Source organism: Pedococcus sp. P3_C7, assembly GCF_056402615.1.
In genome coordinates this window covers 344,823-368,142 of the sequence record NZ_JBFUHC010000001.1, presented here as the reverse complement: position 1 = coordinate 368,142, position 23,320 = coordinate 344,823, and the positions used below count along the sequence as shown (strand labels likewise).

Here is a 23,320-nt window from a genome sequence, read left to right as displayed (position 1 = left end):
GCTGTCAGTGTATGCCGCGTCCCCACGACCGTTGGAACGCGGATCAGGTGGCGGGGTCGCGCGGGTCCATCCGGACCTGGATGCTGGCCTTCTCCTTGCGGGCGCTGCGCACCGCCTTCATCGCCACCAGAGCGGCGGCCAGGGCGGGGCGCTGCTCGAGCGGGGCTCGCAGCAGGATCCGCACCGCGTCGTCAGCCACCGGCAGCGGACCGAGCTGGTCCACCTCGGCCGGCAGGTGAGCAAGCCGCAGGGCGGCCTCGAGAGCGCGACGGTCCCCGGTCAGGGCCGCCATCGCCACCGTGGGGGGCAGGGAGAGCTCCTGGCGTTCGGCGAGCTCACGGGCTGCGAACCAGGCGGGGTCCCAACGCACCAGGGCCTCGACGACCGGCAGCGTCGTGTGGGTGGGTGCCCCACAGAGCACGACCTGACCTCCCGCCGCCGCACCGCGTGTGAGGGCACCAGCGGCCACCCAGCGACGCAACGCCTCCTCCCCCGCGTCCAGGGTGGGGCGGTCGAGACTGGCCCACGCGTCGAGGAGCAGGCACGCGGCATACCCCCCCTCGGCCACGGGCTCGGCACCCGGTGTGGCGATGACGAGGGCAGGGACCGCAGCGACGCGGTCGAGCACGGCACCGGCTCCAGAGGTGTGCACGGGCACGCCGGGGAAGGCTCTGCCCAGCTCCTCGGCCGTCCGCCGTGCTCCGACCACCGACGAGCGCAGCTCGCGGCCGCCGCAGTGCCGACACTCGAACCGTCCCACTCCTCGCCCACACCAGCGGCAGGCCGGCTCGGCCTGCCTGGAGCGCAGGGCGACGGGGCCGGCGCAGTGGGCGCAACGGACGGCAGTGCGACAGGTCTGGCAGGACAGCGAGGGGACGTAGCCGCGGCGGGGCACCTGCACGAGGACCGGGCCGGACTCGAGGGCAGCCTTGGCGGTTCGCCAGGCGATGGAAGGCAGGTGTGCCGAAGCCGCCGCGGCGTCCCGCTCGATCTCGACGCCTTCGCCGGCCACCTGCACGCGGGGGGCAGCTCCGCGGAGGCCACCTCCCGTGATGGTCCGCAGCTCGCCGGTGTCGACGAGTCGCTGGACGGCCACGGTGCGCGTGAACCCTCCCGAGAGGACCGCGGCTCCCTCGACGTCGGCGCGCGTGAGGAGCACGTCACGGACGTGGGGGTAGGGCGACCTGGGCTCGTCCAACAGGTCGTCGCCGTCGTCCCACCACGCGACGAGCCCGAGGTCGCGCACGGGCGCGAACGCGGCGGCCCTGGTGCCCACGACCACGGACACGTGCCCACGCAGCACCTTGAGCCACGCGGTGTAGCGCGCCTGCGGTCCCTGGTCGGCCGTCAGCCGCACGTGTCGCCCCGGGCCGAGCGCCTGGGTGAGCGCCGCGTCCACGCGCCCGACATCGCGGTGGTCCGGCACCACGAGGACACTTCCCCGCCCGCCCGCCAGCGTCGCCGCCGCCGCGGCCGCCAGGGCGCACGGCCAGTCCTGCGTCGGGTCGGTGGTGGGCACCGCCAGCCACGACGCCGCCGGCGACTCCCCCGCGGCCAGCCGCGACAGGTATGCCGGCCCCGCGGCATACCTGCCCCACGCGCCTCCCGGACCGCTCACGTGGGGAAGGGGGTCAGGGGTGGGGGGCTCCAGCGCAAGGGCCTTCTCGGCTGCTGCGTGCCGTGGGGGCACCGCGAGCCGGAGCACGTCACCGAGCGAGCCCGCACAGCGTGTCGCGACGGCAGTGGCGACTCGGAGCTGGGTGGGGCGTAGCACGGGCTCCGGCGACACGACGCGCCGGATGGGCGCGAGCCGGCCCTCGTGCTCGGCGGCAGCCGCCCGCGCGACGACGAAACCGTCGAGGTCCTGACCGGCGAAGCGCACCTTGACGCGGGTGCCGGGCAGTGCCGTGTCGGCCATCGCCTCGGGCACGAGGTACTCGAAGGGCCGGTCGAGGTGGGCCAGACCCGTGTCGACGACGACCGAAGCCACCGGGTCGGTGGACGCGGTGGCTTCGGTGCGAGGCGTGCGGGTCCGTGGCAGCGCGGAGCGGATCAGCTCCAGCTGCTCGGTCTCGCCCTCCTGTCCGCTCACGGGAGCGAACCTAGCGGAGGGTGCCGTCAGTCCTTGACGGCCTTCTGCAGGGCGTCGATGCGGTCGGTGCGCTCCCACGTGAAGGGGTTCTCCACGTGCCCTGCCTGCGTGCGGCCGAAGTGGCCGTAGGCAGCCGTCGGCTTGTAGATCGGGCGCAGCAGGTCGAGGTCCTGGACGATCGCGGCCGGGCGCAGGTCGAAGACCTTGGAGATCGCGGCCTGGATCGTGTCGACCGGCACGCTCTCGGTGCCGAACGTCTCGACGTAGAGGCCGACAGGCTGGGCCTTGCCGATGGCGTAGGCGACCTGAACCTCGCAGCGACGGGCCAGCCCTGCGGCGACGACGTTCTTGGCGACCCAGCGCATGGCGTAGGCGGCTGAGCGGTCGACCTTCGACGGGTCCTTGCCGGAGAACGCGCCGCCACCGTGGCGGGACATGCCGCCATAGGTGTCGACGATGATCTTGCGACCGGTGAGGCCGGCGTCACCCATCGGGCCGCCGATGACGAAGTTGCCGGTCGGGTTGATCAAGGTGCGGTAGTCGGAGAGGTCGAGCTCGGTGCCCTCGTCGGCCAGCTCGGCCAGGACGGGCTTGATGACGTGCTCGATGATGTCGGGCTGGAGCAGTCCGTCGAGCGAGATGTCCTCGGCGTGCTGCGTGGACAGGACGACGGTGTCGAGCCGGACGGCCTTGTCGCCGTCGTACCCAATGGTGACCTGGGTCTTGCCGTCCGGGCGCAGGTAGGCGACCTCGCCGCTCTTGCGCACGGTGGTGAGGCGCTCGGCCAGCCGGTGCGCGAGGTGGATGGGCAGCGGCATCAGCTCGGCGGTGTCCTCGCAGGCGTAGCCGAACATCAGGCCCTGGTCGCCCGCGCCCTGCTTGTCGAGGGGGTCGACGCCACCGGTGCGGTTCTCGTACGCCGTGTCGACGCCCTGGGCGATGTCGGGGCTCTGCTGGCCGATCGAGACCTCGACACCGCAGGAAGCGCCGTCGAAACCCTTGGTGGAGGAGTCGTAGCCGATGCCGAGCACCGTGTCGCGCACGATCTTGGGGATCTCGACGTAGGCCTCGGTGGTGACCTCGCCGGCGACGTGGACCAGCCCGGTGGTCACCATCGTCTCGACCGCGACTCGGCTGCCCGGGTCCTGGTCGAGCATGGCGTCGAGGATCGCGTCGGAGATCTGGTCACAGATCTTGTCCGGGTGGCCCTCGGTGACGGACTCGGACGTGAACAGGCGAGCGGACACTCATTTCTCCTTTGGAGCAGCGAATGCTGACGATGCTGGGCGCGGCGGCAACTGGCCGCGCGACCCCGAGAGTCTACCTAGGTCAGAGGATCTCCTGGACGGCGTCCCACACTACGGCGGCGACCAGCTCCTTGGAGGCCGGTCCCGCCTCGGTGACGTGGCTGGAGCCTTGCCTCAGGATGTGGACGGTGTTGTCGTCCTGGCCGAAGGTCTTGTCGGCGCCCACCTCGTTCACGACGAGCAGGTCGCACCCCTTGCGGGCCAGCTTGTCGCGGCCGTGCTCGAGGACCCCGGCCTGGTCGTCGCCGGTCTCGGCGGCGAACCCGACGATGACAGGGCTGGCCTCCTCGCCTCGCGACTCCACCAGACCGGCGAGGATGTCGGGGTTGCGAACCAGCTCGATGGTCGGCGCCGACTCCGGCTCGGGAGCGCCCGGCGCACCGAACGTCTTCTTGATCTTGGCGTCCACGTAGTGCGCCGGTCGGAAGTCGGCCACCGCTGCGGCCATCACCACGACGTCGGCGTCCTTGGCAGCCACCTCCACCGCCGCCTGGAGCTCGAGCGCGGTGGACACCGGCACGATGGTCACTCCCGACGGTGCCGGCAAGGACGTGTTCGCGGCGAGCAGGGTCACCGTGGCTCCGCGGCGGGCCGCCACGGCGGCGAGGGCGTAGCCCTGCTTGCCCGAGCTGCGGTTCCCGAGGAACCGCACCGGGTCGATCGGCTCTCGCGTGCCTCCGGCCGTGATGACGACCCTGCGACCGGCGAGCTCGGAGGTCGTAGCGGGAGTCCCACGATGGGTGTGGGGTTCGGGGTGGGCGAGGATCCGCTCGCACACGGCATACAAGGTCTCGGGTTCGGGGAGGCGGCCCGGGCCCGTGTCGGCGCCGGTGAGGCGCCCCGACGCGGGCGGGATGATGTGTATGCCGCGTTCGGCCAAGGTGGAGACGTTGGCCTGGGTGGCTGCGTGGTCCCACATCTCGGTGTGCATCGCCGGCGCCATGACCACGGGACAGCGCGCGGTCAGCAGGACGTTCGTGAGCAGGTCGCCGGCCAGACCGTGCGCGGCCTTCGCGAGCAGGTCGGCGGTGGCGGGCGCGACGACGACCAGGTCGGCCGTCTGCCCCAGGCGGACGTGGGGCACCTCGTGCACCGAGTCCCACACCCCGGTGTGCACGGGTTTGCCCGACAGGGCCTCCCACGTGGGGGCTCCGACGAACTGCAGGGCCGACTCGGTCGGCACGACGGTGACGTCGTGCCCCGCCTCCGTGAACAGGCGCAGCAGCGAGCAGGCCTTGTAGGCCGCTATCCCGCCGCTGACCCCCAGGACGATGCGCGCCATGGCGCCCCTGTCCCCTGCTCTCGTCCGGCCCGCGTCCGGGCTCAGCTCTCGATCGGCGTGGAGATGACCAGGCCCTCGTTGATCTCGCGCAGGGCGATCGACATCGGCTTCTCGTGGACCTGGCTGTCGACGAGCGGGCCGACGTTCTCGAGCAGGCCCTCCTGCAGCTGGCTGTAGTACGCGTTGATCTGGCGGGCGCGCTTGGCCGAGTAGATCACCAGGGCGTACTTGGAGTCGGCCTTGGTGAGCAGGTCGTCGATCGGCGGGTTGGTGATGCCGATCGGGTTGGCGACGGTTCCAGACACGGGGGTACTCAATTCTGTTGGACTGACTCAGCTTCTGGACGGTTGGCTCAGCTTCTGACGCCGGGCGTCAGTGCGATCGCATCAATGATACGAGTTCTTCCGCCGCACGACGAACGTCGTCGTTGACGATGGTCACGTCGAACTCGTCCTCGGCGGCCATTTCGACCTTCGCGGTGTCCAGCCGACGGCCCCGCTCCTCCGCGTCCTCGGTGCCGCGACCGACCAGCCGGCGCACGAGCTCGTCCCAGCTGGGTGGGGCGAGGAAGACGAACAAGGCCTCGGGCATGGTGTCCCGGACCTGGCGGGCGCCCTGGAGGTCGATCTCGAGCAGTGCCATCCTGTGCTCGCGCAGCGCCCGCTCCACCGGAGCGCGCGGCGTCCCGTAGTGGTTGCGACCGTGCACGACCGCCGACTCCAGCAGCTCTCCGGCCTGCTCCATCCGCGAGAACTCGGCCTCGTCGACGAAGTGGTAGTGGACGCCCTCGACCTCCCCCGGGCGCGGGCTGCGGGTAGTGGCACTGACCGAGAGCCAGACCTCGGGGAAGTTGTCGCGGACGTGGGCGGACAGGGTGCCCTTGCCCACGGCGGTGGGACCCGCGAGGACGACGAGCCGCCGGGGGCGGTCCTCGCCGACGGAAGCGCGTCGGCTCACGCCTCGTCGAAGCGGGTGAGCAGCGCGGAGATCTGGTTGGCACCCAGGCCACGGACGCGGCGGCTCTCGGAGATGCCGACCTCCTCCATGATCTGGCGCGCACGGACCCGGCCCACCCCGGGCATCGACTCGAGCAGCGCGGAGACCTTCATCTTGCCGACGACCTCGTTGGCCTTGCCGTCGGCGATGACCTCCTTGAGCGAACCCTGGGCGTACTTCAGCCGGTTCTTCACCGCAGCTCGCTCGCGGCGGGCCACGGCAGCCTTCTCGAGGGCCGCCGCACGCTGCTCCGGGGTCAACGGGGGAAGGGCCACGGTGGTACTCCTTGCGCAAGCGGGTCGGCACGGGTTCGTGTCTGGGTGATGTCTTCCGACTCTAGCAACCGCGAGGCCGGGTTTCCCCTCGAGGCTCCATGGCGCCGGTCACAGGGCCTGACCTCAGCGTTCTCGGCGAAGCTCGGTGCGTCCAGCGCCGTGCTCAGCGCGGGCAGCTCAGTGCGGGACTCGGTGCGGGACGCAGTGCGGAAAAGCTCGGAGCGGTGCTCGCGGGAAAGCTCACTGCAGGAGGGCGGCCAAGGAGTCGTTCGTGCCCATGGCGCGGTCACGCAGGGCTGCCACGTCCGGTCCGGCGTTGAGGACGTCGCGGCTGCTGGCGGGCAGCACGTTGGGCAGGGCGTCCCCGAACACGCGCCGCAGGTCCTCGCTCGTGCCGCCCTGGGCGCCGACCCCGGGCGCGAGGAGCGGTGCCGTGGCCCCGGCTAGGTCGAGACCGAGCTCCTGGACGGCAGAGCCGACCGTCGCCCCGACCACGAGCCCCACACTGCCCAGCTCGCCGCGCTCGCGGGCGGCGGCGTTCTCACCGGCCGCACCAGCCACCATCGACTCGGCGACGCTGACGTCCCGCAGCCGGGCGTGCTGCACGGAGCGACCCTCGGGGTTGGACGTCAGGCCCAGGACGAAGACGCCCCTGCCGGTCTGGGCCGCCAGGTCCAGGGCGGGCCGCAGGGACTCGAACCCCAGGTAGGGGCTCACCGTGACGGCATCGGCGGGCGCGACGGCGTCCTTGCCGAGATAGGCCTCGGCGTAGGCCGCCATGGTCGAGCCGATGTCGCCTCGCTTGGCGTCGAGGATCACGAGGGTGCCCGCCTCACGCAGCGCGAGGATGGCGCGCTCCAGGATGGCGACCCCTCGCGACCCGAACACCTCGAAGAAGGCCGACTGCGGCTTCACCACCCCGACGTGTCCGGCAAAGGCCTCGACGCACGTGTCCGTGAAGGCGGCCAGTCCGTCGACGTCGTATCCGAGCCCCCACGACTCGACCAGGGCGCGGTGGGGATCGATCCCGGCACACAGGGGGCCACGGGAGTCCATCGCCCCGCGCAGCCTTTGTCCGAACGTCAGCTCCGTCATGGTCACGCCAACCTCCCGTGGGCGACACCGACTGCATCGGTGAGTCGCTCGAATCCCTTGTCCTGCAACAGTTCTGCCAGCTCGCGACCCACTCGCACCGGTGCGCTGGGGTCGTTGAACGTCGCTGTGCCCACCTGCACCGCGCTCGCGCCTGCCGCCACCAGCTCCAGCGCGTCCCGTCCGGTGCGCACCCCGCCGACCCCGATGATCGGCACTGTCGGCAGTCGCCCCTCGAGCATCGCGGCCCGTGTCTGCCAGATGGCGCGGACCGCCACCGGCCGGATCGCCGGCCCAGACAGGCCGCCTGTCACCCCTGCCACCTGCGGCCGCAGCCGGTCGGTGTCGATGACCATGCCCAGCAACGTGTTGATCATGGTCAGCCCGTCGGCACCCGCCTTCACACAGGCCTGGGCCACACCGACGATGTCTGTCACGTCGGGAGTGAGCTTGGCGAAGATGGGGATGTCCCGCGGCAGCTGCTCGCGCACCAGTGCGACGACCTTGGCACTGGCCATCGGGTCGCAGGCGAAGACGAGGCCGCGGTTGGCGACGTTGGGACAGGAGATGTTGACCTCCACGCCCACGACCGCGTCGAAGGCGTCACTCGCGCGCAGGGTCGCGGCAACGTCGGCGAACTCGCCGCTGGTGTTGCCGGCGATGGAGACCAGGGTGCGGGCCCCGGCCTGCTTGAGCCAGGCGAGGTCCTTGTCGACGAACGCGGAGATGCCGGGCCCCTGGAGGCCGATCGAGTTGAGCATGCCGGCGGGGGTCTCGGCCATCCGCGGTGTGCCACGTCCCGACCGCGGGTCGGCCATCACCGACTTGGTGACGAAGGCGCCCAGCTCGCGGATGTCGAAGAACCGCGCCAGCTCGCGACCGTTCGCCGCGCAGCCCGAGGCCGTCATCATCGGGCTCGGCAGCGTCACCGACCCGAGCCGCACCGACATGTCGACCGCCATCAGTGACCGCCCACCCGGGGCGCGCCGACCGTGTCGGCGGGCACCCGGCATACCCCGTCGGCGAAGGCGTCCCACCGCACGCGGTCCCCGCGGAACACCGGCCCCTCGACGCAGGACCTCACCATCCGCGTGGCCCCGTCGTTCCCCGTGACGGGCATGACGCAGGTCATGCACACACCCACGCCGCACGCCATCGACTCCTCGACGGCCACCTGGGCGACCGCGCCCTCGGCGGCAGCGACGTCCGTGATCGACTTGAGCATGCCCATGGGTCCGCAGCCGTAGACGACCGAGGCACCGGTGCGCCGGATGACCTCCGGCAGCACGTCGGAGACCCAGCCCTTGGTCCCGGCCGAACCGTCGTCGGTCGTGACCGAGACACCGTCGGCGTAGCGCCGTGCCTCGACGACGCCGAACAGCTTGGACTCGGTGGCGGCCCCCAGGACCATCTCGACGTGGCAGCCCCGAGCGCGCAGCGCCTCGGCCAGCCAGAACAGCGGGGCGCTGCCGTAGCCGCCGCCGACGAGCACGCAGGCCACCGGCTCCTTGGGCAGCGGGAAGGGGCGCCCGAGCGGCCCGACGATGTCGACCTCGTCGTGGGCGCGCAGCGTGCTGAGCCATCGGGTGCCCGGCCCCACGGCCGAGATCACGACGTCGACGGTGCCGCCGTAGGTGCCCGACGGGCTCACCTTGTGGATGGAGAAGCACCGGCGCAACAGGGTGGCGCTCGTGTCACCACCCACGGCGAGGGCCACGAACTGACCCGGATGGGCCAGCTCGGCCAGCCCGGGGGCCACGAAGGTGAGGTGGTGGTAGGCGCCGACCCGTCGGGTCGCGATCAGCTCGCCGGTCACCTGCACCACGCCAGAGCCCTGCGAGGTATGCCGCGTGGTCGCCGCGCTCACGCGACCCCGCCCGCCCCGACGCCGGACGCGGAAGCCGAGCTGCCCGGCCGGACCGCTCCCTTGCCGGTGCCGGTGCCGTAGAGGTCGAGGTCGCGGGCGTGCTCCTGCAACGGCTTCACGGTGAACACGCCGTGCATCTGCGCCTCGATGCCCTGCACCGCCGCCGCCAGCTCCTGGACCGTGGTGACGATCGGCTTGTCCATCGACGTCGTGGCAGCGCGGATGGCGTAACCGTCTGCGCGCGCGTTGGGGCCGCTGGGGGTGTTGACCACCATGGCGATCTCGCCGGCAAGGATCAGGTCGACGATGCTCTCGTCGCCCTCCGATCGCTCGCTGTGCTTGTGGACGACCTGGGACGGGATCCCGTTGCGCCGCAGGACATCCGCGGTGCCCGTCGTGGCCACGATCGTGAAACCGAGATCGGCGAGCCGCTTGACCGGGAAGATCATCGCGCGCTTGTCGCGGTTGGCGACCGAGACGAAGATCCTGCCTTCGCGCGGCAGCCCGGAGCCGGCCGCGAGCATTCCCTTGGCGAACGCCGTCCCGAAGTCCTGGTCGATGCCCATGACCTCACCGGTCGAGCGCATCTCGGGGCCGAGCAGGCTGTCGACGACCTGGCCGTCGCGCGTGCGGAACCGTTTGAAGGGCAGCACGGCCTCCTTGACAGCCACCGGGGCGTGGGCGGGCATCGAGCCCCCGTCGCCGTGCGGCGGCAGCAGCCCCTCCGCGCGGAGCTCCTTGATGGTGGCCCCGAGCATGACCCTGGCCGCTGCCTTGGCGACGGGGACCCCGGTCGCCTTCGCCACGAACGGGACGGTGCGCGACGCGCGGGGATTGGCCTCCAGGACGTAGAGGATGTCCTGGGCCAGCGCGAACTGGACGTTCATCAGGCCGCGCACGCCGATGCCCTCGGCGAGCTTGAGGGTCGCCTCGCGGACGCGTTCCAGCTCGGCCACACCGAGCGTCACCGGCGGCAGGGTGCAGGCCGAGTCGCCGGAGTGGATGCCGGCCTCCTCGATGTGCTCCATGATCCCGCCGAGGTACATCTCCGTGCCGTCGTAGAGCGCGTCCACGTCGATCTCGATCGCGTCGTCGAGGAACCGGTCCACGAGGACGGGGTGCTCGGGGCTCGCAACGGTGGCCCGGGTGACGTAGGTGGCCAGGGTCTCGTCGTCGTAGACGATCTCCATGCCGCGTCCGCCGAGGACGTAGGAGGGGCGCACGAGGACGGGGTAGCCGATCTCGCGGGCGACCTCCACCGCCTCGGCGGCACTGTAGGCAGTGCCGTGCTTGGGTGCCGGCAGCTGCGCCTCGGCCAGGACGCGGCCGAAGGCACCGCGGTCCTCGGCGAGGTCGATGGCCTCCGGGCTGGTGCCGACGATGGGGACGCCGGCCTCCTTGAGAGCCTTGGCCAGACCCAGCGGCGTCTGGCCGCCGAGCTGGACGATGACCCCGGCGACCGGGCCGGCCTGCTGCTCGGCGTGCACGACCTCGAGGACGTCCTCGAGGGTCAGCGGTTCGAAGTAGAGCCGGCTGCTCGTGTCGTAGTCCGTGGAAACGGTCTCGGGGTTGCAGTTGACCATCACGGTGTCGTAGCCCGCCTCGCGCAGGGCGAAGCTGGCGTGGACACACGAGTAGTCGAACTCGACGCCCTGCCCGATCCGGTTGGGACCACTGCCGAGGATGAGGACAGCGGGCTTCTCCCGCGGCGCCACCTCGGTCTCCTCGTCGTAGGTGCCGTAGTGGTACGGCGTCGTGGCAGCGAACTCCGCCGCACACGTGTCGACGGTCTTGTAGACCGGGCGCACGCCGAGGGCGTGCCGCACGCCGCGGACGACCGCCTCCGGCATACCCCGCAACGAGGCGAGCTGCACGTCGCTGAAGCCGTGCCGCTTGGCCAGCCGCAGGAGGGTCGGCGTGAGCTCGGGCGCGGCGACGACCCGGTCGGCGATGGCGTTGACCAGCGCCATCTGGTCGAGGAACCACGGGTCGATGCCGGTGGCCTCGTGGACCTCCTCGACGGACAGGCCGCCGCGCATCGCCTGCTGGACGGTGACGATGCGCCCGTCCGTGGGCGTCCTGGCGGAGTGCAGGAAGGTGCGGGCCTGCTCCTCGCTGGGGGTCGGGCCGTCCCAGTGGAAGGTGCTGTCCTTGCGCTCCATCGACCGCAGCGCCTTCTGCAGCGCCTCGGTGAAGTTGCGGCCGATCGACATCGCCTCACCCACCGACTTCATCGTGGTGGTCAGGGTCGGATCGGCGGCCGGGAACTTCTCGAACGCGAACCGCGGCACCTTGACGACGACGTAGTCGAGGCTGGGCTCGAACGACGCCGGCGTCTCGCGGGTGATGTCGTTGGGCACCTCGTCGAGGGTGTAGCCGATGGCCATCTTCGCGGCGATCTTGGCGATCGGGAACCCGGTCGCCTTGGAGGCCAGCGCGGACGACCGTGACACCCGCGGGTTCATCTCGATGACGATGATCCGGCCGTCGACCGGGTTGACCGCGAACTGGATGTTGCAGCCACCGGTGTCGACACCGACCTCGCGGATGATCGCGATGCCGATGTCGCGCAGCCGCTGGTACTCGCGGTCGGTCAGGGTCAGCGCAGGCGCCACGGTGATCGAGTCACCGGTGTGCACACCCATCGGGTCGAGGTTCTCGATCGAGCAGACCACCACGACGTTGTCGACGTGGTCGCGCATCACCTCGAGCTCGTACTCCTTCCAGCCGGTGATCGACTCCTCGAGGAGCACCTCGGTGACCGGTGAGTACTGCAGGCCGTCTCCGGCGATGCGGCGAAGATCCTTCTCGTCGTAGGCGAAGCCTGAGCCGAGGCCACCCATGGTGAACGACGGGCGGACAACGACCGGATAGCCGAGTTCGGTTGCGGCAGTGAGGCATTCGTCCATCGTGTGGCAGATCAGAGACTTTGCCGACTCCGCGCCGCAGCGCTCTACGACCCCCTTGAACTTCTCGCGGTCCTCGCCGAGCTGGATCGCCTCGACGTTGGCGCCGATGAGGGGGCAGTCGTACTTCTCCAGGACGCCGGACTCGTGCAGGGCGATCGCGCAGTTGAGGGCGGTCTGCCCACCGAGGGTCGCGAGCACCGCGTCCGGGCGCTCGCGGGCGATGATCGCCTCGACGATGTCAGGGGTGATCGGCTCGACGTAGGTCGCGTCCGCGAACTCCGGGTCGGTCATGATGGTGGCCGGGTTGGAGTTGACCAGGATCACCCTGATGCCCTCCTCGCGCAGGACCCGACAGGCCTGCGTGCCGGAGTAGTCGAACTCGCAGGCCTGGCCGATGACGATCGGGCCGGAGCCGATGACGAGAACGCTCTTGATGTCGTCGCGCTTGGGCATCAATTCACCCCACGAAGTTCTGCGCTCGTGCCTCGCTCCGATACTTCACGGGGGCCCCGAATGTCTGGCGAGCTCATACTCCTGCTTTCCATCAGTGTCACGAAACGGTCGAAGAGGTAGCCGGCGTCGTGCGGCCCCGCGGCCGCCTCCGGGTGGTACTGGACCGAGTAGGCAGGCACGTCGAGGCATTCCAGCCCCTCGACGACGTCGTCGTTGAGGCACACGTGCGACACCCGGACCCGTCCGTATGCCGTGCCGTCGGCTTCGTCGGCGGGCGCGGGCACCTCACGGTCGGTCGGGGCGTCGACGGCGAAGCCGTGGTTGTGGGCCGTGACCTCGACCTTGCCGGTGCTGCGGTCCAGCACCGGTTGGTTGATGCCCCGGTGGCCGTACTTCAGCTTGTACGTGCCGAAACCCAGGGCCCGCCCGAGCAGCTGGTTGCCGAAGCAGATGCCGAAGAACGGGATGCGCGAGTCGAGCACCTGGCGAAGCACAGCCACCTCGGCATCGGCGGTCGCCGGGTCACCGGGCCCGTTGGAGAAGAACACCCCGTCGGGGCCGTCCTCCCCCACCGCACGGATGTCCTCGATCGTCGAGGAGGCGGGCAGGACGTGGACCTCGATGCCCTGCTGCGCCATCAGGGTCGGGGTCATCGCCTTGATCCCGAGGTCGAGTGCGGCCACGGTGAACCGTCGTTCCCCGACGGCCGGCACGACGTAGGTCTCCTTGGTGCTCACCTCGGCCGCCAGCGCGGCCCCCTTCATCAGCGGAGCCCGCTGGACGGCGTTGACCAGCTCGGTCACCGGCAGCCCTGCCCGCTCCCCCGAGAAGATGCCGACCCGCATCGCACCCCGCTCGCGCAGGTGCCGGGTCAGGGCACGGGTGTCGATCCCGCTGATGCCCACCACTCCCTGCTCGACCAGTGCGTCCTCGAGCGACCGCTGGGAGCGCCAGCTGGACGGGCGCAGCGCGGGGTCGCGCACGACGTAGCCCGCCACCCAGAACCTGCCCGACTCGTTGTCCTCGTCGTTGACGCCGGTGTTACCGACGTGGGGGGCCGTCATGACGACCACCTGCCGGTGGTAGCTCGGGTCGGTCAGGGTCTCCTGGTAGCCGGTCATCCCCGTGGAGAAGACCGCCTCGCCGACCGTCTGGCCCGTGGCGCCGTAGGTGTCCCCCCGGAAGGTGCGACCGTCCTCGAGGACGAGGAGGGCGGGGGCCCTGTCAAGAGCAGTGGCCAGGTCGAACCCGTGTGCAGCGGCGCTCATGGTGTCGTCTTTCGTTCGGTCTCGGGATCGGTGGGCGCCTCGTCGGCCTGGGTCGTCTCGGCGCCGCCGGCACTCACGGCACTCTCGGTGCTCTCGGTACTGTCGGGGCCGTCTGGCGAGTCACCCGTGTGCCACCACAGGGCCGACTCGACCCGTTCGACGTCCGCCTTGAAACGGGGCAGGAAGCCGGTCTCGTAGACGTCCCCGTTCTCGGCCCGCCACTGCAGCGCCACGAGGCGGTTGGCGCCGACGAACTTGCCGACCATGCCGCGCTCCCGGCGGGCGGAGATGAGTCGGGCGGCCGGGATGATGATGGTGGCCTCGCCCTGCCTGTCGATGCGGACCAGCTCGTCGACGTCTCCGCGACTGACGATGAGGGTCGCCTTGGCACGGTTGCCGAGGCCATCCACCGTCACCCGCTCGAGCCTGCTCTCGGCCGTCGTGGTGCTCACGTAGGTTCCCTCCGCGATGACCTGCGGGGGCTTCTCCTTGAGGGCGGGAGCCTCCAGGGCGTGGTCGCGCGTGGTGCGGTTGCGCTCCAGCGCGATGGCCGCGGACTCGTGCTCGCGCCGCTTGCGCAACCACGCGGCATACAGCAGGGCATAGATCAGGCCGAGGGCCACGAGCATCACGCCCACGGCTTGCAGTCGGGTCACGCGATGGCTCCCTTCTGGGCCGTCACTCGACCGGCGAAGACCGTGGCGTGCACAGCACCCCGCAGGGTGCGCCCGTGCCAGGGGTTGTTGCGGGACAACGACAGCGACGAGCTGCGGTCGACCGTCACGGTGGCCGTCGGGTCGACCAGCGTCAGGTGCGCCGGCGAGCCCTCGACGAGCGCCTGGCCGTGGGAGGTCAGCCCTGCGATGCGGGCCGGCGCCTGCGACATCACGCGCGCCACACCCGCCCAGTCGAGCAGGCCACCGCCCACCATCACGTCGCTCACCACCGACAGCGCCGTCTCGAGCCCGAGCATGCCGAACGCCGCGTCGACGAAAGCGTGCTCCTTGTCGTGCCGGGCATGTGGTGCGTGGTCGGTGGCCACCGCGTCGATGGTGCCGTCGGCGAGCGCGGCGCGCAGGGCGTCGACGTCCTCCTGCGGGCGCAGTGGCGGGTTCACCTTGTAGGTGGGGTCGTAGCCCGCGAGCAGGTCGGTGGTGAGGACCAGGTGGTGGGGCGTGACCTCCGCGGTGACGGCGATCCCCTGGGCTTTGGCCCACCGGATGACCTCCACGGTGCCGGCAGTCGACACGTGCGCGACGTGCACCCGCGAACCCGTGTGCCGGGCCAGCATGACGTCGCGGGCCACGATCGACTCCTCGGCGATGCCGGGCCACCCGGGCAGACCGAGGCGGCCCGAGAGCTCGCCCTCGTGCGCGCAGGCGTGCGGACCGGCGAGGTGGGGGTCCTGGGCGTGCTGGGAGACGACGCCACCGAAGGCGCGGACGTACTCCAGGGCGCGGCGCATGACTCGAGCGTCATGGACGCAGTGGCCGTCGTCGGAGAAGACCGTCACCCGTGCACGGGAGCGGTGCATGAGCCCGAGCTCGGCGAGCTCCTCGCCGTCGAGCCCCTTGGTGACGGCGCCGACGGGCACGACGTCGACCAGCCCGGCCGCGCGCCCCAGGTCGAGGATGCGCTCGGCCGCCTCGGCAGTGTCGGTCACGGGACTGGTGTTGGCCATCGCGAGGATCGCCGTGAAGCCGCCGACAGCCGCCGCGGCCGAACCCGAGCCGATCGTCTCGGCGTCCTCGCGGCCGGGCTCGCGCAGGTGGGTGTGCAGGTCGACCAGACCCGGGAGCGCGACCAGTCCGTCGGCGTCCAGGACATCGGCGCCCTTGGCCGAGCGGATCGACCCCACCTCGGTGATGAGCCCGTCCTCGATCAGCAGGTCCTGGGCGCCCGACCCGAGAAGGTCCGCCCCCGTGACGAGCAGCGTGGCCATCAGCTGTCCTCTCCCTCGTTGCCGGCAAGCAAGTGGTACAGCACCGACATCCGCACCGCGACGCCCGCGCTGACCTGGTCGAGGATCAGCGACTGGGCCCCGTCGGCGGCGTCGGCCGCGATCTCGAGGCCGCGGTTCATCGGGCCCGGGTGGCAGATGACCGCGTCGGGGTTGGCCGCCATGAGGGCATCGAGCCGCGCGCGCGTGAGGCCGTAGCCGACGGTGTACTCGCGGGCCGTCGGGAAGAACCCGCCGCTCATCCGTTCGCGCTGGACCCGCAGCATCATCACCGCGTCGGCGGTGGGCAGGACCGCGTCGAAGTCGTGCGACAGCGCGAAGCCGTCAGCCTGCGCCCACGTCGTGATGCCGCTGGGCATCAGGGTCGGCGGGGCGACGAGCGTGACCCGTGCGCCGAGCGTCTTGAGCGTGATCAGGTTGGAGCGCACCACCCGTGAGTGGGTCAGGTCGCCGACGATGACGACGTGTCGGCCCTCGAGGTCACCGAGGCGGCGCTCCATCGTGTAGGCGTCGAGCAGGGCCTGGGTCGGGTGCTCGTGCATCCCGTCCCCGGCGTTGATGACGTGCGCGTCGACCCACTGGCTGACCTGGTGGGCGGCGCCGCTCGCGTGGTGGCGGATCACGAGGGCATCGACTCCCATCGCCGCCACCGTCAGGACGGTGTCGCGCAGCGACTCCCCCTTGGACGTCGACGAACCCTTGCCACTGATGTTGATGACGTCGGCCGACAGCCACTTTCCGGCGATCTCGAAGGAGCTGCGCGTGCGGGTCGAGTCCTCGAAGAACAGGTTCACGACCGTGCGTCCGCGCAGCGTCGGGAGCTTCTTGACCTCACGCTGCTGGACGCCGTGCATCTCGGACGCGGTGTCGAGGATGGCCCGGACCTGCTCGCGGGACAGGTCAGCGGACGACAGGAGGTGCCGCTTGGTGTGCCGGGGGCCCACCTGCTGCTCGCGCGTCGTGGGGGTGGCGCTGGCGGTGGAGGTGGTGGCGGTCATCGGGCGTCCCCTCCGGCGATGGTGACCTGGTCCTGGACGTGGTCGGGTTCGCTCAGGCGGACTCGCACCTTCTCGGTGCTCGAGGTGGGCAGGTTCTTGCCCACGTGGTCGGCGCGGATCGGCAGCTCACGGTGACCCCGGTCGACGAGAACGGCGAGGCGCACGATGCGCGGACGACCGAGGTCGGACAGCGCGTCCAGTGCGGCGCGGACCGTGCGCCCGGAGTAGAGCACGTCGTCGACGAGCACCACGACCTTGTCGTCGATCCCGCTCGCGGGGATGTCGGTGTGCATCGGGCTGCGGGTCGGCTGCCTGCGCAGGTCGTCACGGTGCATCGTGACGTCGAGGGCACCGACCGCCACCGGGACTCCCTCGACCTCCTCGATCAGGGCGGCCAGCCGGCGCGCCAGCGCGACCCCCCGGGTCGGGATGCCCAGCACGACCAGGTCGGCGGCGCCCTTGTTGTGCTCGAGGATCTCGTGCGCGATCCGCCGCAGCACACGGGCCACGTCGGCCTCGGTCATGACCGTACGGGAGTCGCTGTCCGAGTCATTGCCGGCGCTGCCGGAAGCGTCGACGGAGAGGGAGGCGGGAACGGTGGGTTCAACCGCCGCAGGTGCAGCAAAGTCAGGACGCATCAGCGTCAGGACCTCCTTCCCTGCCTCACAGGACAGGTCGTTAAAGGATGTCTTTCGCGGGTGACTCTACCCGGTGCCGGGACCACGCGGCATACCGGCCCGCCGAGGCGCACCACGCGTTCGGTGCGCAGAGCTCAGGCGAGGGTGGGTTTGACCTCGGCGAGGCGACCGAGCAGGCCGTTGACGAACTTCGGCGAGTCGTCGGTGGACAGGCTCTTGGCCAGCTCGACGGCTTCGGCGATCGCGACGTTCTCGGGGACCTCGGTTGCGTACAGCACCTCGTACGCCCCGAGGCGCAGGATCGCGCGGTCGACGCTGGGCATCCGCTCGAGGGTCCAGCCCTGCGAGTAGGTCGAGAGCAGCTCGTTGATGTCGGTCCAGTGGGCGACCACGCCCTCGACCAGGTCGGAGGTGTACTGGCTGAGCGGTGCCTCGGTGACCGGCTTCGCGAGTCGTTCGGCGAGCAGGTCGCGGGCGTTCAGCCCTCGGTTCTCGGCCTCGAACAGGAGGTCGATCGCGCGCTTGCGTGCCTTCGTCCGTGCGCCCACTTAGTTGACGCGCCCCAGATAGGAGCCGTCGCGGGTGTCGACCTTGACCTTGGCGCCCTGCTCGAGGAACAGCGGGACGTTGATCGTCGCGCCGGTCTCGAGGGTGGCGGGCTTGGTGCCACCGGTGGAGCGGTCGCCCTGCAGGCCCGGCTCGGTGTACGTGATCTCGAGGACGACCGAGGTGGGCAGCTCGACGTAGAGGACGGTGCCCTCGTGCGTCGCGACCTGGGCGCTCTGGTTCTCCAGGAGGTAGTTGGCGACGTCGCCGACGACGCTCTCCGGGATGTGGATCTGGTCGTAGGTCGACCCGTCCATGAAGACGTAGTCGGTACCGTCCTTGTAGACGTACTGCATGTCACGCCGGTCGACGTTGGCGGTCTCGACCTTCAGCCCCGCGTTGAACGTCTTGTCGACGACCTTGCCGGACAGGACGTGCTTGAGCTTGGTGCGCACGAAGGCCGGGCCCTTGCCGGGCTTGACGTGCTGGAACTCCACGACGGCCCACAGCTGGCCCTCGAGGTTGAGGACCATGCCGTTCTTGAGGTCGTTGGTCGATGCCATGCGGGTGTCACTCTCTGTTTGGGTGCGCAGACTGGTCAGGACTCAGTCCACGAGCCGGTATGCCGCATGGCTGAGCGCGCGCGGCAGTCCCGGAAAGGTTCGGGGGTGGGATCGCCGGACAGTCTAGCCGTCGGCCGCACGCTCCCCCGAATCGCTGCGCAGCCCCACCCGACCCCACAGCCCACCCCACGCAGCCAGCCCGGGTCGGTAACCGCCCGAGGTCGGCTGGACCGCACGCCTAGGCTGGGTGAATGACAGCCACGGACACCGCCCAGGACATGAGCTACCGCGCGCTGGGGTCGAGCGGCCTCATGGTCAGTGCCCTCGGCGTGGGCTGCAACGCCTTCGGCCGCAGAGTGGACCAGGTCGGGGTGGGCTCGATCCTGTCCGCCGCCCGCGACGCCGGCGTGACGCTGCTCGACACCGCCGACATCTACGGAGGCGAGCCCGGGCAGAGCGAGTCGATGCTGGGCGAGGCACTGCGGGGTCAGCGGGACGAGTTCGTGCTGGCGACCAAGTTCGGGATGGACATGCAGGGGGCCAACGGCGAGGACTTCGGAGCGCTGGGTTCGCGCCGCTACGTCCGTCGCGCGGTCGAGGCCAGCCTGCGCCGGCTGCAGACCGACCACATCGACCTGTACCAGCTGCACCGGCCGGACCCGCTGACTCCGCTCGAGGAGACCCTGGAAGCGCTCACCGACCTGGTCCGCGAGGGCAAGGTGCTCTACCTCGGCTGCTCGAACTTCGACGGTTGGCAGGTCGCCGACGCCTCCTGGACGTCGTCGACGGCGGGTCTGGCCTCCTTCGTGTCCGTCCAGAACGAGTACTCGCTCCTCGACCGCTCGGTCGAGGACGAGGTGACGCCTGCCTGCCAACGCTTCGGGCTCGGCATCCTGCCGTTCTTCCCCCTGGCCCGTGGCCTGCTCACGGGAAAGTACCGGCGAGGTGCAGTCGCGCCTGAGGGTTCGCGCGCGGCGCTGGAGTCAGACCGGGCCGGGTGGCTCGCGGAAGCGGACTGGGACCGGGTCGAGGCGCTGCAGGGCTTCGCCTCCGAGCGCGACGTCGAGCTGCTGGACGTCGCCATCGGCGGTCTCGCCGCGCAGCCGGCCGTCACGTCGGTCATCGCCGGGGCGACGACCGCGGAGCAGGTGACCCGCAACGCCCGCGCCGCGGGCTGGCAGCCCACCGCCGCTGACCTCGTCGCGCTCGACGAGCTCTGAGCGGCGACGCCTCAGCGAGGGGCACCGGGTGACGACACGGCATACCCCCTGCGTGCTGAGGTGCGACGGCGGGGTCAGACACCGATCGTCAGGTTGGCCACATAGCCGTCGGTGGTGTTTCCGGTGACGGTGGCGAGCTGGTAGATCCCGCCGTCGTTGCCGAACACCATGTCCTGGGTCAAGGAGGTCCGGGCGAGGTTCTGGACGCTGGCCTCGTAGCCCGTGGTCGCGTAGACCTCCTTGCAGGCCGCCTCGGGAAGGGCGATCTGCGAGGTCTTGACGATCTGGCCGCTGCTCGTCGCGTCGTCCACCGACGAGTACACCTCGAAGTGGATGTGGGGCCAACGCCCGTCGTAGGCCGCGGGGAAGATGCTGGCGTACGTCGCCATCCCCGCCGCGTCCGTCGCCTGTACGCCGCGCAGGTAGTTCTCGTCCTCGACGCCCTGGGAGTACAGCGAGTACTGACCGTCGCGGTTGCAGTGCCACAAGTAGACCGCCGCGCCCTGCATGGCTGCGTAGCCGTTGCCGGCGTCGGTCACCGTGAGGTTGATCGTGAGCGGGATGCCCTCGGCCCTGGTCGTCGACGAACCGAAGCTGGTGGTGATGTCGGAGCGCACGATGCCGGAGTCGTCGAGGACATTGGGGCCGTTCGAGCCGTCGCCCGGGTAGGGCCCTCCGGTCTCGTCGGGCACCTCGGCCTTCGGCGTCGTGCCTGAGGCGCTGGAACCCGAAGCGCTGCTCGTGGTGGAGGCGGAGGTGCCCGAGCCGGCGGACGTCCCACACGCGGCCAGCGCCGCTCCGGCGCCGAGCCCGCCGAGCAGGCCCAGGACTCGCCGACGGCCCAGCAGCGTCGCCACGTCGAACTCCAGGCCACGGTCGTGTCGGTCGTCGTGGGCGTTGCCGAAGTGGTCGACGCCGTGATCCTCTGAATTCCGGTTCGCGCTCATGCCCCCACTGTGGGCGATCCGGCCATCCACCTCTTGTGTGGCTGCTGTGCGCTGTCTGTGAGCCCCGAGGTTGGGCTGCTGGTCAGTCGCGGCTTATCTCGGCGTACGCAGCCTGGAGCAGGGCAGGATCCGGCCCCTCGAGCCGGACCGGTCTGGCCAGCCCGGACAGGATGACGAACCGGAGCAGCGACCCGCGCGACTTCTTGTCGCGCCTCATCGCGTCCAGCAGCTGCGGCCACCTGTCGCCCCGGTAGGACACCGGCAGACCCAGCGAACCCAGGATCGACCGGTGCCGCTCCACCAGGGCGTCGTCCATCTTCCCCGCGAGGCGGGCGAGCTCGGCGACGTAGACCATCCCGATGGACACCGCGGCCCCGTGCCGGAACGCATAGCGCTCGACCTGCTCGACCGCGTGCCCGAAGGTGTGGCCGTAGTTCAGGATCTCGCGCAGGTCGGCTTCCTTGAGGTCCTGCGAGACCACGTCCGCCTTGACCTGGACGGCGCGCTCGATGAGCTCTCGGACGTGCGGACCGTCGGCCCGCTTCACTGCGTCGGGGTCGGCCTCGACCAGGTCGAGGATGACGGGGTCGGCGATGAAACCGCACTTGACGACCTCTGCCAGCCCGGCCACGAAGTCATGGGTCGGCAAGGTCTCCAGCGTCGCGAGGTCGCACAGCACCCCGGCCGGGGGGTGGAACGACCCGACGAGGTTCTTGCCCTCGGGTGTGTTGATCCCGGTCTTGCCGCCCACGGCCGCATCGACCATGGCGAGCAGGGTCGTGGGGACGTGCACGACCCTGATGCCGCGCAGCCAGGTCGCCGCGACGAACCCCGCGAGATCGGTGGTCGCCCCTCCCCCGACGCTCACGATGGCGTCGGAGCGGGTGAACCCGGCTTGTCCCAGGACACCCCACAGGAAGGCGGCGACCTGCGCGGTCTTGGCTTCCTCGGCGTCAGGCACTTCCGCGGCATACGCCTCGAAACCCTTGGCCACCAACGCTTCGCGCACGCCCTCGCCCGTGGCCGCGAGTGCCCGCGGGTGCACCACGAGCACTCGCTGGACTCCCTCGCCGACCAGTCCGGGCAGCTCGTCGAGGAGGCCGGTGCCGATGACGACGTCGTAGTCCCCTCCGACGCTGATGCGGGTGGTGCTCATGCCTGCCCTCCAGTGGGTGCGCCGAGGAACGCCAGGATCTCCTCGACCACGGCGGCGGGCTTGCGGCCCGCCGTGTCGACCCTCAGGGTGGCCAGCCGCTGGTAGGTCGGTCGGCGCTCGTTCATCATCTTGGTCCAGCTCGCCCGGGGGTTGACCATGAGCAGCGGGCGACTGGCGTCGAACCCGATCCGTCGCGCGGCGTCCGCGATGCCCACGTCGAGGAAGACCACGGTGTGCCCGGCCAGGGCGGCCTGCACCTCGGGGTCCATCGGCGCTCCGCCTCCGACCGACAGGATCCCGGGCTCCTGCGCCAGGGAGCGCAGCACCTCGGCGCGCTCGAGCTCGCGGAAGTGGGCTTCGCCGTGGTCGACGAACACGTCTGCGATCGACTGCCCCGCGGCTGCCTCGACGGCGCGGTCGGTGTCGTGCCAGGCAAGGTCGAGAGCTTTGCCGAGACGGCGGCCGATCGTGCTCTTGCCCACCCCGGGCGGCCCGATCAGGACCACGCGGGGTCCGGCTGTGCCATTCACCACGTGCGCATCGCCTCGGGGATGGAGGCGAGGTATGCCGCGTGGTTGCGAGCCGTCTCGGTCACCGAGTCCCCACCGAACTTCTCGAGGCAGGCCTGCGCGAGCACGAGGGCCACCATCGCCTCGGCCACCACTCCGGCCGCCGGCACCGCGCACACGTCTGAGCGCTGGTGGATCGCCTTGGCCGCCTCGGCGCCCGTGGTGTCGACGGTGTCGAGGGCGCGGGGCACTGTCGAGATGGGCTTCATCGCGGCACGCACGCGCAGGACGTCACCGGTCGACATGCCACCCTCGGTGCCCCCGGCCCGTCCGGTGCGCCGCTGGATGACTCCGGATGCGTCGCGCTCCATCTCATCGTGGGCAGCAGACCCACGACGGGCTGCGGTGCGGAAGCCGTCGCCGACCTCCACACCCTTGATGGCCTGGATGCCCATGAGGGCCGCGGCGAGCTGGGCATCGAGCCGCCGGTCCCAGTGGACGTGCGAACCCAGGCCCGGCGGCAGCCCGTAGGCCACGACCTCGACGACGCCGCCGAGGGTGTCGCCGTCCTTCTTGGCCGCCTCGACCTCGGCCACCATCGCCGCGGAGCCAGCAGGGTCGAGGGTGCGCACGGGGTCGGCGTCGATCTGCTCGACCTGGTCGGGGGTCGGCAGCGGTGCGTCCTCGGACACGCCCGCGGCGCCGATGGCGACCGTGTGCGAGACGAGCCGGATGCCATAGGCCTGGTCGAGGAAGCGGGACGCCACCTCACCCAGGGCGACCCGGGCGGCCGTCTCGCGAGCGGAGGCCCGCTCGAGCACCGGCCGCGCGTCGTCGAAGCCGTACTTCTGCATGCCGACGAGGTCGGCGTGGCCCGGGCGCGGTCGGGTCAGGGGTCGGTTGCGGGCGACCTCCTTCTCGGCGTTCACGTCGTCGGACGCGGCGTAGGCCTCCTCGGACACGGGGTCGGGGGACATCACCGTCTCCCACTTCGGCCACTCGGTGTTGCCGATCCGGATGGCGACAGGGGACCCCATGGTCACGCCGTGGCGCAGTCCTCCGAGGAACTCGACGTCGTCCTGCTCGAACTTCATCCGAGCGCCACGGCCGAAGCCGAGTCGACGGCGGGCCAGTGCGGCGGCAACGTCCTTGGTCGTCACCTCGACCCCGGCCGGGAGACCCTCAATCGTCGCGAGGAGGGCCGGGCCGTGGGACTCACCTGCGGTCAACCAGCGAAGCATG

Annotated in this window: 22 protein-coding genes; 1 reads left to right on the top strand and 21 read right to left on the bottom strand. The window is 70.9% G+C overall.

The window, feature by feature from the left end; genetic code table 11:
- Positions 1–43: 43 nt before the first annotated feature.
- From AC1DS4_RS01730 to efp, 17 genes are all read right to left on the bottom strand, one after another.
- The gene (locus AC1DS4_RS01730) at positions 44–2,092 is read right to left on the bottom strand and encodes a primosomal protein N' (protein ID WP_477632051.1); all 2,049 of its coding nucleotides are present in this window, start codon (positions 2,090–2,092) and stop codon (positions 44–46) included.
- Positions 2,093–2,118: 26 nt separating this feature from the next.
- Positions 2,119–3,339: a methionine adenosyltransferase gene (metK, locus tag AC1DS4_RS01725; protein WP_477612717.1), complete on the bottom strand. Its 1,221-nt coding sequence runs from the start codon at positions 3,337–3,339 to the stop codon at positions 2,119–2,121.
- A gap of 82 nt (positions 3,340–3,421) precedes the next feature.
- Complete coding sequence (gene coaBC / locus AC1DS4_RS01720) at positions 3,422–4,681, bottom strand: bifunctional phosphopantothenoylcysteine decarboxylase/phosphopantothenate--cysteine ligase CoaBC (protein ID WP_477612716.1); 1,260 nt, start codon at positions 4,679–4,681, stop codon at positions 3,422–3,424.
- 41 nt (positions 4,682–4,722) lie between these two features.
- On the bottom strand, positions 4,723–4,986 hold the full coding sequence (gene rpoZ, locus AC1DS4_RS01715) for a DNA-directed RNA polymerase subunit omega (RefSeq protein WP_140737392.1): 264 nt from the start codon (positions 4,984–4,986) through the stop codon (positions 4,723–4,725).
- 67 nt (positions 4,987–5,053) lie between these two features.
- Positions 5,054–5,638, bottom strand: a complete 585-nt coding sequence (gmk, locus tag AC1DS4_RS01710) for a guanylate kinase (RefSeq protein ID WP_477612715.1) — start codon at positions 5,636–5,638, stop codon at positions 5,054–5,056.
- The gene (gene mihF / locus AC1DS4_RS01705) at positions 5,635–5,952 is read right to left on the bottom strand and encodes an integration host factor, actinobacterial type (protein ID WP_179420118.1); all 318 of its coding nucleotides are present in this window, start codon (positions 5,950–5,952) and stop codon (positions 5,635–5,637) included. Before mihF ends, gmk begins: the two co-directional genes overlap by 4 nt.
- Positions 5,953–6,192: 240 nt before the next feature.
- Complete coding sequence (gene pyrF / locus AC1DS4_RS01700; RefSeq protein WP_477612714.1) at positions 6,193–7,047, bottom strand: orotidine-5'-phosphate decarboxylase; 855 nt, start codon at positions 7,045–7,047, stop codon at positions 6,193–6,195.
- Between the two features lie 2 nt (positions 7,048–7,049).
- Entirely contained in the window at positions 7,050–8,006 is a 957-nt protein-coding gene (locus AC1DS4_RS01695) for a dihydroorotate dehydrogenase (protein WP_477612713.1), read from the bottom strand.
- The gene (locus AC1DS4_RS01690; RefSeq protein WP_477612712.1) at positions 8,006–8,911 is read right to left on the bottom strand and encodes a dihydroorotate dehydrogenase electron transfer subunit; all 906 of its coding nucleotides are present in this window, start codon (positions 8,909–8,911) and stop codon (positions 8,006–8,008) included. Before AC1DS4_RS01690 ends, AC1DS4_RS01695 begins: the two co-directional genes overlap by 1 nt.
- On the bottom strand, positions 8,908–12,273 hold the full coding sequence (carB, locus tag AC1DS4_RS01685) for a carbamoyl-phosphate synthase large subunit (RefSeq protein WP_477632050.1): 3,366 nt from the start codon (positions 12,271–12,273) through the stop codon (positions 8,908–8,910). Before carB ends, AC1DS4_RS01690 begins: the two co-directional genes overlap by 4 nt.
- A complete protein-coding gene (gene carA, locus AC1DS4_RS01680; protein WP_477612710.1) occupies positions 12,273–13,541 on the bottom strand; it encodes a glutamine-hydrolyzing carbamoyl-phosphate synthase small subunit in 1,269 nt (422 codons plus the stop codon). Before carA ends, carB begins: the two co-directional genes overlap by 1 nt.
- Positions 13,538–14,197: a PH-like domain-containing protein gene (locus AC1DS4_RS01675; protein WP_477612709.1), complete on the bottom strand. Its 660-nt coding sequence runs from the start codon at positions 14,195–14,197 to the stop codon at positions 13,538–13,540. The genes carA and AC1DS4_RS01675 overlap by 4 nt, the downstream gene beginning before the upstream one ends.
- The gene (locus AC1DS4_RS01670) at positions 14,194–15,483 is read right to left on the bottom strand and encodes a dihydroorotase (RefSeq protein ID WP_477612708.1); all 1,290 of its coding nucleotides are present in this window, start codon (positions 15,481–15,483) and stop codon (positions 14,194–14,196) included. The genes AC1DS4_RS01675 and AC1DS4_RS01670 overlap by 4 nt, the downstream gene beginning before the upstream one ends.
- Positions 15,483–16,499 (bottom strand): aspartate carbamoyltransferase catalytic subunit, encoded by a 1,017-nt coding sequence (locus AC1DS4_RS01665; RefSeq protein WP_477612707.1) that lies wholly within the window; start codon positions 16,497–16,499, stop codon positions 15,483–15,485. Before AC1DS4_RS01665 ends, AC1DS4_RS01670 begins: the two co-directional genes overlap by 1 nt.
- Positions 16,496–17,140 carry a bifunctional pyr operon transcriptional regulator/uracil phosphoribosyltransferase PyrR gene (pyrR, locus tag AC1DS4_RS01660; RefSeq protein ID WP_477613413.1) on the bottom strand — a complete coding sequence of 215 codons (645 nt, stop codon included), beginning with the start codon at positions 17,138–17,140 and terminating at the stop codon, positions 16,496–16,498. The genes AC1DS4_RS01665 and pyrR overlap by 4 nt, the downstream gene beginning before the upstream one ends.
- A gap of 131 nt (positions 17,141–17,271) precedes the next feature.
- Positions 17,272–17,685 carry a transcription antitermination factor NusB gene (nusB, locus tag AC1DS4_RS01655; protein WP_477612706.1) on the bottom strand — a complete coding sequence of 138 codons (414 nt, stop codon included), beginning with the start codon at positions 17,683–17,685 and terminating at the stop codon, positions 17,272–17,274.
- Positions 17,686–18,246, bottom strand: a complete 561-nt coding sequence (gene efp, locus AC1DS4_RS01650) for an elongation factor P (protein ID WP_477632049.1) — start codon at positions 18,244–18,246, stop codon at positions 17,686–17,688.
- Positions 18,247–18,497: 251 nt separating this feature from the next.
- Between efp and AC1DS4_RS01645 the strand changes: the two genes are divergently transcribed.
- Positions 18,498–19,466: an aldo/keto reductase gene (locus AC1DS4_RS01645; protein ID WP_477632048.1), complete on the top strand. Its 969-nt coding sequence runs from the start codon at positions 18,498–18,500 to the stop codon at positions 19,464–19,466.
- Positions 19,467–19,540: 74 nt separating this feature from the next.
- On the opposite strand, the gene AC1DS4_RS01640 is transcribed toward AC1DS4_RS01645, so the two are convergent.
- From AC1DS4_RS01640 to aroC, 4 genes are all read right to left on the bottom strand, one after another.
- The gene (locus AC1DS4_RS01640; protein ID WP_477632047.1) at positions 19,541–20,413 is read right to left on the bottom strand and encodes a dioxygenase family protein; all 873 of its coding nucleotides are present in this window, start codon (positions 20,411–20,413) and stop codon (positions 19,541–19,543) included.
- 82 nt (positions 20,414–20,495) lie between these two features.
- Positions 20,496–21,569, bottom strand: a complete 1,074-nt coding sequence (aroB, locus tag AC1DS4_RS01635; RefSeq protein WP_477632046.1) for a 3-dehydroquinate synthase — start codon at positions 21,567–21,569, stop codon at positions 20,496–20,498.
- On the bottom strand, positions 21,566–22,102 hold the full coding sequence (locus AC1DS4_RS01630) for a shikimate kinase (RefSeq protein WP_477632045.1): 537 nt from the start codon (positions 22,100–22,102) through the stop codon (positions 21,566–21,568). The genes aroB and AC1DS4_RS01630 overlap by 4 nt, the downstream gene beginning before the upstream one ends.
- Positions 22,096–23,319 (bottom strand): chorismate synthase, encoded by a 1,224-nt coding sequence (aroC, locus tag AC1DS4_RS01625; RefSeq protein WP_477612700.1) that lies wholly within the window; start codon positions 23,317–23,319, stop codon positions 22,096–22,098. Before aroC ends, AC1DS4_RS01630 begins: the two co-directional genes overlap by 7 nt.
- Position 23,320 lies beyond the last annotated feature (1 nt).

Bases quoted from the DNA above. Each gene is read 5' to 3' on its own strand.
- coaBC (WP_477612716.1), bottom strand. From the start codon at position 4,681: ATGGCGCGCATCGTCCTGGGGGTCAGCGGCGGGATAGCGGCCTACAAG.
- pyrF (WP_477612714.1), bottom strand. From the start codon at position 7,047: ATGACGGAGCTGACGTTCGGACAAAGGCTGCGCGGGGCGATGGACTCC.
- AC1DS4_RS01695 (WP_477612713.1), bottom strand. From the start codon at position 8,006: ATGGCGGTCGACATGTCGGTGCGGCTCGGGTCGGTGACGCTGCCGAGC.
- carB (WP_477632050.1), bottom strand. From the start codon at position 12,273: ATGCCCAAGCGCGACGACATCAAGAGCGTTCTCGTCATCGGCTCCGGC.
- carA (WP_477612710.1), bottom strand. From the start codon at position 13,541: ATGAGCGCCGCTGCACACGGGTTCGACCTGGCCACTGCTCTTGACAGG.
- AC1DS4_RS01670 (WP_477612708.1), bottom strand. From the start codon at position 15,483: ATGGCCACGCTGCTCGTCACGGGGGCGGACCTTCTCGGGTCGGGCGCC.
- AC1DS4_RS01665 (WP_477612707.1), bottom strand. From the start codon at position 16,499: ATGACCGCCACCACCTCCACCGCCAGCGCCACCCCCACGACGCGCGAG.
- efp (WP_477632049.1), bottom strand. From the start codon at position 18,246: ATGGCATCGACCAACGACCTCAAGAACGGCATGGTCCTCAACCTCGAG.
- AC1DS4_RS01645 (WP_477632048.1), top strand. From the start codon at position 18,498: ATGACAGCCACGGACACCGCCCAGGACATGAGCTACCGCGCGCTGGGG.
- AC1DS4_RS01640 (WP_477632047.1), bottom strand. From the start codon at position 20,413: ATGAGCGCGAACCGGAATTCAGAGGATCACGGCGTCGACCACTTCGGC.
- aroB (WP_477632046.1), bottom strand. From the start codon at position 21,569: ATGAGCACCACCCGCATCAGCGTCGGAGGGGACTACGACGTCGTCATC.
- aroC (WP_477612700.1), bottom strand. From the start codon at position 23,319: ATGCTTCGCTGGTTGACCGCAGGTGAGTCCCACGGCCCGGCCCTCCTC.